The 15,213-nt window shown below is 42.9% G+C and carries 12 protein-coding genes; 6 read left to right on the forward strand and 6 right to left on the reverse strand.

What is annotated here, in order from left to right:
- Positions 1 to 13: 13 nt before the first annotated feature.
- The 4 genes from J5O05_RS21140 to J5O05_RS21155 all read left to right on the forward strand — a co-directional run bounded on the left by J5O05_RS21140 (position 14) and on the right by J5O05_RS21155 (position 2,783).
- Positions 14 to 1,006: a DMT family transporter gene (locus J5O05_RS21140; protein ID WP_341874731.1), complete on the forward strand. Its 993-nt coding sequence runs from the start codon at positions 14 to 16 to the stop codon at positions 1,004 to 1,006.
- 13 nt (positions 1,007 to 1,019) lie between these two features.
- The gene (locus J5O05_RS21145) at positions 1,020 to 1,331 is read left to right on the forward strand and encodes a hypothetical protein (protein WP_208844901.1); all 312 of its coding nucleotides are present in this window, start codon (positions 1,020 to 1,022) and stop codon (positions 1,329 to 1,331) included.
- 112 nt (positions 1,332 to 1,443) lie between these two features.
- Positions 1,444 to 2,145: a helix-turn-helix transcriptional regulator gene (locus tag J5O05_RS21150; RefSeq protein WP_208844902.1), complete on the forward strand. Its 702-nt coding sequence runs from the start codon at positions 1,444 to 1,446 to the stop codon at positions 2,143 to 2,145.
- A 113-nt stretch (positions 2,146 to 2,258) separates the two neighbouring features.
- Positions 2,259 to 2,783 carry a GrpB family protein gene (locus J5O05_RS21155; RefSeq protein WP_208844903.1) on the forward strand — a complete coding sequence of 175 codons (525 nt, stop codon included), beginning with the start codon at positions 2,259 to 2,261 and terminating at the stop codon, positions 2,781 to 2,783.
- On the opposite strand, the gene J5O05_RS21160 is transcribed toward J5O05_RS21155, so the two are convergent.
- Complete coding sequence (locus J5O05_RS21160; protein ID WP_208844904.1) at positions 2,784 to 6,602, reverse strand: CHASE domain-containing hybrid sensor histidine kinase/response regulator; 3,819 nt, start codon at positions 6,600 to 6,602, stop codon at positions 2,784 to 2,786.
- A gap of 156 nt (positions 6,603 to 6,758) precedes the next feature.
- On the opposite strand from J5O05_RS21160, the gene J5O05_RS21165 reads away from it, so the two are divergent.
- Positions 6,759 to 7,202, forward strand: a complete 444-nt coding sequence (locus J5O05_RS21165) for a YaiI/YqxD family protein (protein ID WP_208844905.1) — start codon at positions 6,759 to 6,761, stop codon at positions 7,200 to 7,202.
- Between the two features lie 39 nt (positions 7,203 to 7,241).
- Here J5O05_RS21165 and J5O05_RS21170 read toward each other — a convergent pair whose 3' ends face one another.
- The 5 genes from J5O05_RS21170 to J5O05_RS21190 all read right to left on the reverse strand — a co-directional run bounded on the left by J5O05_RS21170 (position 7,242) and on the right by J5O05_RS21190 (position 13,923).
- The gene (locus tag J5O05_RS21170; RefSeq protein ID WP_208844906.1) at positions 7,242 to 8,489 is read right to left on the reverse strand and encodes a hybrid sensor histidine kinase/response regulator; all 1,248 of its coding nucleotides are present in this window, start codon (positions 8,487 to 8,489) and stop codon (positions 7,242 to 7,244) included.
- Positions 8,482 to 9,288 (reverse strand): ATP-binding response regulator, encoded by an 807-nt coding sequence (locus tag J5O05_RS21175; protein ID WP_208844907.1) that lies wholly within the window; start codon positions 9,286 to 9,288, stop codon positions 8,482 to 8,484. The genes J5O05_RS21170 and J5O05_RS21175 overlap by 8 nt, the downstream gene beginning before the upstream one ends.
- Entirely contained in the window at positions 9,266 to 10,858 is a 1,593-nt protein-coding gene (locus J5O05_RS21180; RefSeq protein WP_208844908.1) for an ATP-binding response regulator, read from the reverse strand. Before J5O05_RS21180 ends, J5O05_RS21175 begins: the two co-directional genes overlap by 23 nt.
- A 66-nt stretch (positions 10,859 to 10,924) precedes the next feature.
- Positions 10,925 to 12,781 carry a GGDEF domain-containing protein gene (locus J5O05_RS21185; protein WP_208844909.1) on the reverse strand — a complete coding sequence of 619 codons (1,857 nt, stop codon included), beginning with the start codon at positions 12,779 to 12,781 and terminating at the stop codon, positions 10,925 to 10,927.
- Between the two features lie 68 nt (positions 12,782 to 12,849).
- Positions 12,850 to 13,923 carry a ligand-binding sensor domain-containing protein gene (locus J5O05_RS21190; protein WP_208844910.1) on the reverse strand — a complete coding sequence of 358 codons (1,074 nt, stop codon included), beginning with the start codon at positions 13,921 to 13,923 and terminating at the stop codon, positions 12,850 to 12,852.
- Between the two features lie 561 nt (positions 13,924 to 14,484).
- On the opposite strand from J5O05_RS21190, the gene J5O05_RS21195 reads away from it, so the two are divergent.
- Positions 14,485 to 15,198, forward strand: a complete 714-nt coding sequence (locus J5O05_RS21195) for a DUF4097 family beta strand repeat-containing protein (RefSeq protein WP_208844911.1) — start codon at positions 14,485 to 14,487, stop codon at positions 15,196 to 15,198.
- Positions 15,199 to 15,213 lie beyond the last annotated feature (15 nt).

Here is a 15,213-nt window from a genome sequence, read left to right on the forward strand (position 1 = left end):
ACAGCGACGGTTTATGTTTAAGACAATATTTATGGTAAGCATTGCGCTTATCGCCTTTGCAGGCAATTCGATACTCTGTCGTTTGGCACTGCAAGGTGGCGAGATTGACGCGACGAGTTTCACTGCTATCCGATTGTTTAGTGGCAGTGTAATGTTGGTTCTTCTCGTTGCATTTACGAAAAGTCAAATGCACGAAGTAAAAGAAAAATCTGGGCTAAAACAATGGTTGCCACCTTTGATGCTATTCACCTACGCAACAAGTTTTTCCTATGCTTACTTATCGCTTGAGACGGGAATTGGCGCACTCATTCTGTTTGCATTTGTTCAACTTGGTATGCTGGGATTATCAATATATTACGGCGAACGCTTAGCCAAAACTGAGTGGATAGGCATAGCGTTCGCCTTCAGTGGTTTAACCTACCTATTACTACCGGGTGCTTCGTCGCCATCGATTTTTGGCACGACTTTAATGGCTATTTCAGGACTGGCGTGGGCAGTTTACACGTACGTTGGCAAAGGGGTTCAAAACCCACTAAGGCAAACGAGTTTCAATTTTGTTTACACCCTACCGTTTGCAATTGGGTTGGCCGTGGCTGCATTTGGTACGCTTTCGGTCACAAGCCAAGGTGCAATTTACGCCATCTTATCAGGGGCTGTTACGTCTGGATTGGGGTATGCCATTTGGTACGCGGCGCTTCGAGACCTATCGAGGCTCTGTTGCAGCGAGTTTACAACTTTTAGTGCCCATTTTAGCGGCGCTGGGCGGTGTGTTGTTTGCAGAGGAAGAGCTGACACTGCTCCTTGTTGTGGCTGGTTTGATGATTTTGGGTGGAATAGGGCTTGTGATTTTTGGGCGCAACAACTCAAAAAGATAGAAGGAATACATTTCGCTTATGGAACGTCATGGCGTGGATCACTACTGACACTCGCTGACACTGGAACATGTTTCAATGCTTTTACACCAAAACGGCAAGTTGCCCAGAAGTTGGTGTTATTTGAACAGTAAAAGGAAAAGTAGAATGAAACCTTATCTCGAAGTGATTACATTTAAGTTAAAAGCAGGTGTGAGTGAGCAAGACTTTTACGCTGTGCATGAAGCATTCAGAGCGTTTCTTGATGCGCAAACTGGATTGCTCTATCGGACCCTTGCCAAGCATCCAGAAAACGAAACGTTTATTGATATCATTTATTGGCAAAGCAAAGCAGATATTGCGAAAGTCGAGGAGAATTTCTATGCTGACGCGCGTTGCAAGGCTCTGATGGACATTGTGGATTCAGAGAGCGTCGTCATGAGTCAAAATGAAATCATCGCACAATCGTGTAATTCGTAGCGGACGCTGACCCTATGCCAAACAGCGGTACATAATTGTGTTGCTGTTTGGTTTCTTATTCTTATCATAGAGCGACATTATCCAATCAAAACCGCCAAAGAGTAGTTAGAACGTGCATAAATCGGAACGCCTTTTTCAACTGGTTAATTATCTGCGAAGTCGACGATTGGCTGTTTCTGCAGATACGCTTGCACAAGCGTTCAATGTGTCGGTGCGTACTATTTATCGAGATATTCAAGATTTACAATCGAGCGGAGTGTCGATTGTTGGAGAGCCAGGTGTCGGCTATATGCTGTCAAACGCAGATCTTCCCCCGCTCATGTTTACGCTCCCCGAGCTTCAAACCTTATTGCTCGGTTCTAAAATGGTGTCACAGTGGACCGATCCACTTTTCTGTGAACACGCGGCAAGTGCGCTGCGTAAAATCGAAGCGGTAATACCTGCACCGATGAAGCAAGCGCTGGATGACTTTCCGATAATGGTTGCGCGTTTTGGGTTTGATGAGCAAAGTAAGGCGTCCATTCAAATTGTGCGGCAGGCAATCGAGTTAAAGCAACGAGTGCTATTGACGTATTGCGATGCCAAAAATGAATCAAGTCAACGTGAGATCGAACCGCTTGGCATGGTTTTTTGGGGCGGAAAATGGACACTTCTTGCGTTTTGTTGTCTACGCAATGACTATCGAGAGTTTAGAATAGACCGTATGCAAAATGCGCAATTGCTTGAACAACCTTTTGTAACCACTTCAACTAAGTCAATGAATCACTACGTGGAGTTGGTCCGCGCTCGCTATCGTGATGAATGCCAAAATTAATGATTGGCCTGAGTATTTTAATTTGCTTTTGCTGCTCAGAAATGTTGATTGTCTTCGTAACGCATTCAGAGTAAAACATTTAATGAATATGGAAAACAAAGAGAAGACACACTGTGAGTTCCCGTATTATAGAAGTTGTTGATTACCGAGATACTTGGCCCAGTGAGTTCCGTAAAGCAAAAGACACATTGTTGTCAGAACTGACACCAAGCAATGTGGTTGCTATTCACCATATTGGCAGTACTGCGGTCACAGGCCTGTGCGCAAAGCCGATTATTGATATTTTAATCGAAGTCAACGCATTAAATATTATCGATTTGGACTCAGCGAAACTAGAGGCCATCGGATACAAGCCTAGAGGCGAAAATGGTATTGAAGGACGACGATACTTCCAAAAAGGCGGTAATGCACGAACTCATCATGTTCATGTTTTTGAAACGGGTCGAGCGGAAGTGTTTCGTCATCTTGTTTTTCGTGATTACTTAAATACCTATCCTGACGAAGCTCGAGCATATGGCGAGGTAAAACGTCGCGCAGTAAGTCTGTGTAATAACAATCGCCAAGCATATTGCGATTTTAAAGACCCATTCGTCACTGCGCTTTTAGAAAAAGCGATTGCTTGGCATGTGTACCTATAGTTAGTTTCCTATCCAACGAACTAATGTGTTTTCCATGGTTTGCAGATTTATCGGTTTGGAAATGTAGTCATTCATCCCGACTTCAAGACAACGCGTTTTATCACCTTGCATGGCATTTGCCGTCATCGCGATGATGGTAATATTTTTATTAAATTCACCCGCAATGCCCGCCCTTATTGCGGTGGTCGCTTCAAATCCATCCATCTCTGGCATCTGACAATCCATCAAGATCATTTGATAAGGTGGATCTGCTTCTTTTAGCTTTTCAAGCGCAACAGCCCCATTGTTAGCAATATCACAGGTCAGCTCGAGTTGATTCAGCATTTTTGAGGCCACAATTTGGTTTACCAAATTATCTTCAACGAGCAGAATCCGAGTATCAGTATTGATGGTAATTTGAGGTGAATCGACATCACTTGCGACTTCGTGGATCACGTGTTGAGTGATAATAGGTATACCAGCTTGATCTAAATTCTTGTCAGCCAACAAGCTGATTGCTTTAAATAGGTCTTCAGCCGTCACCGGTTTTGGGAAATAGGCATTGAATCCGACTTCGGCAAATCGACTACTATCCCCAAGTTGACCCATTGACGTCATCATAACTAACTTTAGGTCATCAAATCGGTTGTCATCCCGTATTTCCCAACCAAGTTGTTCACCATCCATTTCGGGCATTTGCATGTCCAAAATGGCCAGATTAAATGGTCGATTTTCTTCCAATGATTTTCTCAGTGTCCGAAGTGCCTCGAGTCCTGAACTAACGGCAACACTCGAGATCCCCCAATTACTAAGTTGGCCACACACCACTTCCAAATTCGTTTTATTGTCGTCAACAACAAGTACATTTAAATGCTGTAAGTCGACCTGAGGAAGCGTTATTGCGCTGTGAGTACTTTCTCCAAACAATAAGTCAAAGGTAAAAATTGAGCCTTCGCCTTCTTTACTGACGAGCGTAATATCTCCGTGCATTAAGTTACAGAGTTGCTTACAAATAGCTAAACCAAGCCCTGTGCCGCCAAAGTGACGCGTAGTGGATGCATCAGCTTGAGTGAATGCCGTGAAGAGGCGGTTTTGTGCGGAGCGACTTATACCAATGCCAGTGTCACTTACCGAACAAATAAATCGCCACCCGCCTTCTTCCGCCTTCATTCTAGCACGGATAACAATTTCACCTTGGCTCGTAAATTTTATGGCGTTCCCAATCAGATTGGTAAGAATTTGACGTAGTCTACTTGGGTCGCCAGACACAAAGCACAATGGAAGCTCCCGAATATCCAAAATGATTTCGAGGTTTTTTTCGCTGGCTTTTAACGCCATCGTCTCACTCAGTTCTCCAAGCAGTCGCGCGGGGTTAAAGTCGATATTTTCGAGTTCCAGTTTACCGGCATCGACTTTTGAAAAGTCCAAAATGTCGTTAAGGATCGTAAGGAGATTTTCTGCACTGGTTGCCGCGAGTTTTAACTTATGCGCTTGTTCTTGATCTAAATTCGTGTTGCCGAGCAAATTCAACATACCAATAACCCCATTCATTGGGGTCCGGATTTCATGGCTCATGTTCGCTAAAAACTCGCTCTTTGCTTTACTTGCTCGTTCAGCGACCACTTTGGCTTGCTTCAAAGCTTGCTGGGTTTGGTGAACATCCGTAATGTCTGTAAAACTCCATACTCGACCGACAACTTCACCCTCAATCCACATAGGTAATGAAACCCGTTTAAACACTCGACCATCTGTGAAATGGAGTGTTTCTTGAGCTTCAATTTCAGGGGTTTTGTAAAGCTCTTTAACACGACGACGGGCCTCGTCAGTATCCATTAATTGCTCGGTGAGGGTCTTCATGAATTCGCGGTCATCGATGTCTTGAATATCGTCTAGCGCAATTCGCCACAGTCGATAAAATTGCTTGTTTGCGCGAAGTAACTTACCTCGTGCATCCGTGACTAGAATACCGCTGTTGGTTGCTTCTAATGTTGCTTCGACAAGGGATAGAGACTCTCTCAGTGAACTGGTTTTTTGTTCTGAATCCGTGACATCTAAATGTGTGCCAATCATTCGTATGGGTTCGTCACCCTCCCATTCAATGACCCGGCCATTACTTAACACCCAAACCCAATCACCACTTCGATGTTGCATCCTAAACTTGCACTGGTACATGGATGTTTCTTTTCGCCAATGGGCAGCTAGCTGTTTTTCACATTCAATGAAATCGATAGGGTGGATTAAATCGCGCCAGGTATCGACTGAGACTGGCATTAATTCTTCGAGCGAATAGCCAATGATTTGCGCCCATCGTTCATTAAATTTTACTTCGCCCGAATTGATGTACCAATCCCACGTGCCCACTTCCGTCGAACTTAAAATAAGCTCCAACTGACGAGAATAATCGACTAGAACTGCCTCTGCTTGCTTTCGCTCAGTAATATCTGTGCGAATGGCAATGTAGGATTGTGCTCGGCCCGAGTCGTCTGTTGAAGCTAAAATTGTAGTGCCCACCCAGTACAGCTCGCCACTTTTATTTCGATTGCAGATCTCTCCATGCCACGTTTGTCCTTTTTTTACGGTATCGTACATTTCTCGCCAAAACTGGGTGGAATGTTTTCCAGAATTTAAAATACGATGGTTTTGTCCAAGCAATTCCTCTTTACTGTATCCACTGATTTCACAAAATTTTCTATTTACGTATTGAATGGTTCCTTTTAAATCAGTTACCGCAACGATAGAGTGTTCATCCAACGCAAACTTTTGGTGATTGAGTTCCGCTAACGCTTTTTTGAGCTCCGTTGTTTTTTCTTCAACTCGGCGGCTAATTGTTGCATTTTTTATGGCAAGTAAATGTGCCAACAAGGTCATAAAGAAGGTAGTAATGATTCCAACCCACAATGTAATCCATTTAGTCTTTTGGGGGGATTGGCCAAACGTTTCATCGATTGACATCGCTTGTAACTGCCAGCGACGCCCCGCATGTTCAGGTAGGCTGTAATTGAAATAAAGGTGTGAGTTAAACTCGTCTATTTGATTTTCGTTTTTACTATCATAGAGCAGCGTAGGGTTGAGAATATCCGTTATATCCACCAGTCTGAAATGAAGTGCTGAGGAATGATAGGGATGAATTTCATGGTTTACAATGTCATCCATTTTGAATGTAGCCAGCACAAACCCAAGTAATTCCGTTTGAGTATTATTAAGTGCCGCAGCATTATCTCGATATACGGGGTAACTTACAACATAACCTGTTTCGCTATCAGTGTGCATGTATAAGGGGATGGGTTTTGTGGCTTGAATCGAATTCGTCTCTTTCGCGCGAGTTAATGCTTCCATCACGCTGATATCTGAATAAAGGTCAAAACCAAATACAGTGGTTTCTTTTTTGCTCGATTCGCTGTAAAGAACGGGGAGATACTGTGATTTTGGGTCTTGTAAACTAAACGTATTGTCATTATTTCTTTTTACAATAGTTTGACCATTACCTTTTTGCTTCAGTTTTTCTTCAAACGAGGTTCGGTCTTCTTCGTTAACAAGTGGCGCCCAGATAAGCGAGAGAATATCTTCGTGTCTGGCTGTGATAATTTCGGCTTCTCGTTTAAAGAATTTTTCCGATGGGGCATGGTTTGAAAATAAAAGTTCAAGGGTGTAAAGCGCTTGTATGTTTATTTCCGTCTCACGAATTAACTCTTCACCTAATTCCGTAACCGATTCTGAAAATCGGAGGAAATCAGCTTCCTTCTCAAATTTGTACACTCTATTTGAAACGATAAAGCTCAGAAACAACCCAATACAAAAGATGACCAGCTGTGTTACGAATGGTTGTAAATATTTCAGCATTTCACCTTTTTTCCAGTTATGTAGCGCCAATTTTGAAGACGCAGAATGAACCTTTTCGCTGCCTTTATTAACTATATGCGGATACGGCAAATTTGCCAGTCGAGGTGAAAACCGAGTAGGCTATAGCGGTCTTTTTGTGGAGTAAGGATTTATATAATGCAAATTTGGGTGGATGCCGATGCATGCCCTGCGGTGGTACGCGAAATTCTGTTCAGAGCAGCTGAGAGGAAAAAATTGGTGACAACGTTTGTCGCTAACCAGAATGTCAAACTGCCTCCTTCTCAATTTTTAAAGTCATTCCGCGTGCAAGCAGGGTTTGACGTTGCGGATAATGAAATCGTTGCGCGTTCTAATTCAGGTGATTTAGTCATCACGTCAGATATTCCACTTGCGGCAGAATTGATTGAAAAAAAGGTACTCGTGATTAATTTTAGAGGTGAGCAATACACTGAAAACAGTATCCGAGAACGACTCAACATGCGGGACTTTTTCGATACCCTTCGAAGCAGTGGGATACAAACAAAAGGCCCGGCCGCATTTAGTCAGCAAGACCGAAAAATGTTCGCTGATGCGCTAGACCGTATTCTCGCTAGGGTGTAAAGGGCCTTTACAGCCTTGCTTTATGGTAGACCTAGAATGTTAATTTGTTGGCACATAGTCAAGATGCATCGGTAATTCCAACTTGAAACCTGTGCCTTCATCTAACTTAGAATACATGCTCATTACGCCACCCAATTTGTCTTCAACCAGTTTTTTCACGATAAACAAACCAAGACCACTGCCGCCATCGCCCGATTTTGTCGTGAAATATTTATCGAAGACTTTATCCATAATGCTTTGTTCAATACCTCGACCATTGTCTTCGATGGAAAACAAAACATTTTTTACCCCTGATGTTTCAACCTGAATTCGAATTGTACCTTGACTGTTTGGTTCAAACGCGTGGAGTAAACTGTTGTTGATGAGGTTTATCAACACTTGAGAAAGCGCGCCGGACATCGTGTGCATAATGATGTCTTTTGGGCAATCAATGGTGAGTGTGTGAGGACTCCGCTTGAGTTTCGGGGTGAGAATGAGTTCGATATCTTCTAAAAAAGTGGCCAGATTTATGTCGATAATTGTTTCATTAAATTCGCCGACCACGATGTCTTTGAAACTGGCAACCAGCTTATTTGCGTAACTCATACTCGACCCGACAAGTCGCAAACATTCTTGTCCATAAGTGATAAAATCGGTGAGTGATTCCTTGTTGAGTTGTTGTTGGCCGAAAGCTATTTCAAGTGCGTCTAATTTGTCTTTCATACTTGAAATCGCAGTGTTGGTAATGCCAAGAGGAGTACCTAACTCATGGCTCATCTCGCCGACAATTTCCGCTAAGTGACTCATTCTCTCAGACTCCTCGAGTTGAGCTGATTTGAGCTCGCTTAACGTTGCCAACTCAATGTTGTAGTCTCTAAGCTGTGAAATAAGTTCATCGCGCAGTACAACCAATTTTCGTAGCTGGAGATGGGTACTGACGCGAGCAAGAAGCTCTTCTTGTCGTATTGGTTTTGTTACGTAATCAACAGCACCACTCGTAAACGCTTCTACAATGTCAGCAATTTGGGTTTTGGCGGTCACAAATATCACGGGGATTTCTTTTACATCAAGCAGTCCTTTCATTCTTCTGCACGTTTCAAATCCATCGATGCCAGGCATCATGACATCAAGCAGGATCAACTCTGGTTGGAAGAGGGTTGCTACCTGAATGGCTTTTTCGCCATTTAACGCAAAGGCGACTTCATATCCTTCAGCTTCTAAAATATTGGTCATTAATTCCAAGTTTTCTTTTTTGTCATCAACGACTAATATTTTGCTGCCATCCAGTTTTATTGGGCTTTTAGACATGTTGAGTTTCCCCCAAAGCGTTGATCAAGCCATCCATGTCATAGTTGTCGATAAATCCAAGCAAATATTCGGCGAAGCGCTTCTGTTCACCGATTGGTTCGAATTCGGCGTTGATGATCTCTTTCACTTTGGAAAGGCGATTCATTGAAGCGGCTTGTTTCAATGCGTTCAATGTGGCTTCTTGAACATTTACATCGGCAAAAGAGGTCGTGGACTCTTCGATGTTCGTGTCCAATTCATCGAGTTGGATATCAAATGAATCTGGGAAATAGTGAGTTAAACACTCGAAAATTTCGCTAAATCGATAGGGTTTAGGAATAAATCGATTAAAGCCGATGCTAAGGTAATACTGGATTTCATGACTTAAGCTAAACGCGGAAATTGCGACGCAAATGAGTTTTTCGAAACGCGCGTCCTCGCGCAGTAACACGATGAGTTCATCACCTCGCATGACGGGCATTAGAAGGTCAATAAAGGCAATATCGTAGTGCTTTTGTTGTAAGAGTTGAAATGCTTCTTGGCCATTGGCGGCTTCATCAAATTCAATATTGCAATCAGACAATACAGAATTGAGCACTTCTCTGTTTTCTGGGTTGTCATCGACGACTAATGCTCTGAATTTCCGACCAGGCTTAAGTGTAATTGCATTCAATTGGAGTGAGGATTCTGAGTTGACGGGCTCTTTTGCTGGTTCGAAGTTTAACGTAAAGTAAAAGTTAGCCCCTTTACCCAGTGTTGAACTGACTTGAAGTTCACCGCCCATCATCGCAATTTGCTTAGCGGAAATAGCGAGCTTCAAGGCCGGTACCGCCTTTTTCTAAACCGGCCTGCCCTTGGCTAAAATTACTAAAAAGCGTGGCTTGTTCTTCATCGGAGATACCTGGACCTGTATCAATAACGCTAAATCGATGGCCTGATTGGGTTTTTTCCAACCGTAACGTGACGTTTCCATGGTCAGTAAACTTCACCGCATTACCTAACAAATTAATGATTATTTGCCTCAATTTAGCTTGGTCGGCATAGACCGGTAATGATTCTGAACATTGATTATCGAACTTAAAATGCAACCCTTTTTGTTCGCATCGTAAACTTAGCATTGCGCCGATTTCATGCAGGAGTCCAACCGCATCAAAGCTCAGTGGTTTCAGCACCATAGCCCCTGCTTCAATTTTTGAGATCTCGAGTACGTCGTTAATAATATCCAGTAAATGTTCGCCCGCTTTACTGATTTTAGACAAGGTATTTATGTGATCATCTGGCATATTAGACGCGCGTGACAGCACTTGAGCAAAGCCAAGAATGGCATTCATAGGTGTACGTATTTCATGGCTCATGTTGGCTAAAAATTGGCTTTTTGCCACGCTCGCTTGCTCCGCTTTTTGATTGGCGGTAGTGAGTGCTTTGGTACGCTCGGTCACTTTGATTTCTAATTCGTCATTCATCGACGATAACGTTTCATTGAGCCATATATTGCTGCAAGTTATCACTAGATTTTGACTCAAGGTGGTGAGAAGGAGTTGCTCCTCGTCTGAAATCGCCTCAGGATATTCCAACACCAAATACAAGCAAACACCACTGTGGTGGCAATGCAAGAAGATAACGGCATGTTCATCTTCGATAACGTTTTGCATGTCATTGGGGTCTGGCGTTTGTTGTTTTAAATTTTTAAAGACCTCAACCCAAGGCCAGTCTGTGCTGCGCCCAAGTTCAGAAAACTGTTGGTCATTTTTTTCCACAATCGCGAATTTTACTTCGGTTTTGTGCTGTAGTTCAGCGAGTGGCAGTGTCGTTGGAAGTGTCTGTTGTAAGGTTTGAATACAGTCATGCGATGTGGATGTTTGCAGAAGTTGAGCATTACAATGTACTATTTTTGAAAGCGCTAAATGCAAACAAGCCTGTTGGTGCAACTCTTTGTAGCTTCGTAGCGCACCAAGCACGGTTGCAAACAGTCTGTCACTTGTGAGTTCGGTTTTATTCTTATAGTCATTGATGTCGTATTTTTGCATCACTTGCTTTTCAGGCGCACTGCCTGGCTGACCCGTTCTTAATATTATCCTTGAAAGCTGATTGCCAAGCGCCTCTCGGCAGTATTTCGCGACTTCCAATCCTGCCGTATCACTCTCCATGACGACATCAAGTAAAATGACCGCGATATCGTCGTGTTCTTTTAACACTTGGATCGCGTCTTCACCCGAGTGTGCGTCTAAAAAGGAGAGCGCTTTGTCCTTAAATTTGAAATTAGATAAGGCCAATTTAGTCAGCGCGTGTATGTCTGGCTCATCATCGACAATTAATACTTTCCAAGGGGCGTAGGTCGTACTACAAACTTTTTGATCTTCGCCACCAAATAACGACTCAAAGTCACTCATAGTGGGAGTTTTCGATTATTCAACAACTTTAAAAGTGTAGTTCATGATACGTTGGGTGGCGAAAATTTATCCCCCAATATCTCGACGTTCCTCTAATGAAACAATGTCTTTGGTGGAATGGTGTATTTTTATGCGGGGATCACTTACGAGGGATTGAAGAGGTGCCTCCTGAACTTCATTCATCGATTCAATGCTTAATGGCACTAATATTTCAATCCATATCCAGCCATCTTTGCCTTGTTCTTTAACCATGTACATCGCTTTATCCGCCATGTTCAATGTGCCTTCAAAGACTTTTATGCCGAAATTAATACTTGGATTTGTGCAGATCCCAATAGATGCACTTAAGGTACGGCCATGAGGCCAATGTGTGAGCCGAAGGGTTTGGATTAAGCGAGTCGCCATATGGCCGATGCCATCATCTTGTTCTGCAATAATAACAAACTCCTCACCACCCCAACGGAGAATATGGTCTTGCGCTCGACAATGACGACTGAGAAGCGTGGCGAAAGCGACAAGTACTTCATCGCCTACGGCATGTCCAAACTCGTCATTAATTTTTTTGAAATCATCAATATCGATTAGAACGACCGTTAAGCGTTTCTTGTTTTCGACGTTTTCGAGAATTTTCTCTAAGTTTTGAGATAGATAGTGTCTATTGTACAAACCAGTTAAGGAGTCCCTTAAACTGGCGATGAGCAACTGTTCATTCGCAACCAGAAGTTGCTGGTTTACTTCATTTAATTCTGTGGTCCGCTTTGCCACCTGCTCCTCAAGTTCTTGCTGTCGTGTTAAGAGTGAGCGTGAGCGCAAACGCCAAATCAAGACAATAAAACCGCCGCAAGCCAAAGTGAACAGCATGTTGAACCACCAAGTTTCGTGCCACAGACGTTTTTTACTTAATGAAACTTCGGTACTTCTACTCCAAGCAGGGTAACCTTTATGTCTGACTTGAACTCTGAAAGTGTAATCGCCACCAGGTAAGTTGGTGTAGAGCGCGTCGCGTGTACTTGTGGCGTTTCGCCACGTAGCATCATAGCCAACCAATTGATAGCGAAACTCCAATCCGCTCGTTTTTCCATAATGCGGTACGGTAAAGACCAAGCGCCAGTCTCGCTCATTTGCCTCCAATTGGTAAGGTGGAAAGATTTCTTTGCCGTTGGCTTCCAACCGTTCAAACAACGGACGAGGGGCGGGAGCGGGTTGTTTTAAAAGGCGGTGATAAACGTGTAATAGTCCATTGACGGTGGGAAAGTAGCTCTCCCGCGAGAATGAAATCCCCTTATTACTACCCGCACCATTACAACAACGGTTTTGTTCGTTTTGTGAGCCATTCCCCGTATTGTCCACAATGAGACTGTGTCTTAGCGGGCCGTTTTCGATACTGCCCATATCGATGTTCATGACCCCTTGGAGGCCTGCCCAAAGGAGGTTACTTCCCAATTCTGCCGCGTAAGTGACATTATCCATTGGCAGACCCTGCTCAACACTGAGTTGCTGCCAAGTCCGGCCATTATAGATGAATAAGCCGTGTTGAAATGTTCCAACCATCAGCCGTCCATCGGACAATTCACCCATGTACGAAATGAATGTTTTTTCCAATATCGTATGATTCACTTTTGTAAATGAATCACCATTTTGAGTGAGTAGCCCTTTTTCGGTGCCTATCCACATTTGACCCTGATATTCATATAAAAAACGCACACCGCCATATTGGTTACCAGAGAAAAAGGGGAGTTCTTGAATTGACCCATTGTTGTATATCCAGAGACCTTGCTGAGTGCCAAACCATATGTGATCGTGAGAGGATTTGATGATAGAGTTTATTTGCGTTTGTGCGAGCGACTCAAATTGCTTAATGCGTTGATGTGTTTTCGCATCGTAAACATAGAGCCCCGCCTTTTGTTCCAAGCCAAAGTTCATTTTTCTGAGCATCAAAGTAAAAGCTATAAATTGCAGGGTTATCAGGCTCTGGAAAAAGCAAAAATGGTTCAAAATGGTCCTTGATTTGTTGATAGAGTCCCAGTCGCTGTTCCGACAATAAATGTTTGCTCGATTAGGCCAACACTCCAAATAAAAGGTTCAGCAATACCTTTTTCCGCAGGGACATGATGCGCAGGGTTTAATTCAGTGCGAACTAAGCCAGAAATTAAAGTACCAAGCCACAAGTTGCCAGATTCATCAACAAACCCATCTAGGACTAAACTGAGGATTGGGTTCGTTTTATAACTGACGGATTCCATTAGTTTGCCACGGAATAAGCGATACAGTGTTGTTTCAGTGCCAACCCAAAGAGTGTCATCATCTTGTTTAAATAGAGCGCGGATGGACGGAACTTCTTCTTCGAACAGTTGGATGGGGTGCCATTGCTGGTCGTCGCCAAGAGAGTAAAGACCTTGTTGTGTACCAAGGTAAGTAAGTCCTTGATAGTCGATGATTGATTGAACTTGCCAAGCGGGTGGAAAATGCGCGCCGAGGGGTATAAACCGGTTGCCACTTAAACAACCAAAGACTTCGGCAGTACTTAAGCACAGGCGATTGTTAATGATCGCAAGCTGACTCACTGACTCAAGCGGCACTTTAGGTTTAATCAATGCACCATTTTGATATTCGTATAAGTTTCCGGCTGCCACATAAATTTTGCCATCAGGCAGTTGCAACATGTCGACGACACGGCCGGATTGCGTTTTTGATGTATCAATCGATTTAAACTCATCGTCAACCATTCTGAAAAAGGCGCTGTCCGTTGCGATTAACAGCTCTTTAGAATTCGTCCAAAGTAACTTTTTGATCCTTGGGTTTTCGAGTAGTTCGGAGTGTTGTTGAGAATAAGTTGTGAATTTATCACCATCAAATTTCACGACGCCTTTTTCGGTAGCCAGCCAAAAAAAGCCCTTATCGTCTTTGGCAATGTCATAAACACTGACTTGCGGGGTCCCATCACGGATCGACCAATTCTGAATGTTGTATTGCGACAGTGGCCAAAACTCACTCGCATAGCTATTAACACAAGTTAAAAAGCAAAAATATAACCATAAGCTAATCGCAATGCGTATTTTTACCATGCTTCGTTGTTACCTTCTTACTCACGCATATTTGGTCTGTTTACCTGCGTGCGCGTTTAGACTGTCTCATTTAAAGGGTAACGCGTCTCGAACCACACTATCTTAACCTTGTTCCATTTTTCTAAATTAACGTACTTATTATCCTATGGATTTTCGAGAGTTACCTTGATTGTTTATCTTGCCAACTATTCAACGTTGTTCGTGCTTTTATGGTTTTTAAGGTGTTTGAGTAGAACCGTGGCAATCTTATCTGCGCTTTTAATCGTAGTTCATAATTCGAAATGTCACTAGGTGAGCAAGATGATTGTTGATTGTTTTCGAAGAAGTTTATGCCGCTATATCAAAGGGTTTCTTTAACTCAAACTTTACTGATACTCAGTGCGTCTAATAACAAGAAAAAATGAGTATTTTCGCTAAAACTTGGTCAATATGGTGATGTGAGACATTTTTGTAAAATATGAATTTATATAAGTCATTAAAAAATAATGATAAAATCTTTGGCAAAGTACTTGCTTAGTTACAACATTATTACTGCACTCTAGAATTAAAAAAGGAAAGCGGATGTTAAAGAAGTTAGTTGTCGTAGGACTGGCGATGGCCATGTCAGGTTGTGTTATTCATATTGATGGAAACAGCGGCAAAAAAGCAACGGAGCATGTCACAGAGTCATTGACGTTGAATGCGCAAGAAATCAGTCTATTAACAGCAGATCTAGGTTCGGGTGACATTAAAATAATTGGTGTGGAAGGGCTTACGGAAATTCAGCTGTCTGCAAAAATTTTGACAACACCGGAAAGAAACTATCGTCTCACACTTGAAAAACGTGGCAACAAGGCCGAGTTAGTCGCGACACAGAATGTTGAAGTTGGTCTTGTTTGGTACTCGGGAAACAGCCCAAGAATTGACATCGAGATGAAAGTGCCAAGCACAATGGCACTTAACTTAGACGACGACAGTGGTGATATTGAAATCACCAATGTGAAGGGACATATCGAAATCGAAGATGGTTCGGGTGATATTGGTCTGTTGAATACGGGCAGTGTTGTGATTGACGATGGATCTGGCTCAATAGACATTAAAAACGTTGTGGGTAACGTCGATATCGAAGATGGAAGCGGTGATTTGGTTATTGCGAACGTCTCAGGCAAAGTTAAAATTTCCGACGGCTCTGGCGACATCGACGTGAATGGCGCTGAGCGCCTTGAAATTGTGGATGCGGGTTCTGGCGATGTAGCAATCAATAATATCCGTGGTTCAGTTGTCGTTGGTGATTAAAAACTTCGATGATTT

The sequence above is a fragment of the Pseudoalteromonas xiamenensis genome (assembly GCF_017638925.1).
Lineage (GTDB): Bacteria > Pseudomonadota > Gammaproteobacteria > Enterobacterales > Alteromonadaceae > Pseudoalteromonas > Pseudoalteromonas xiamenensis.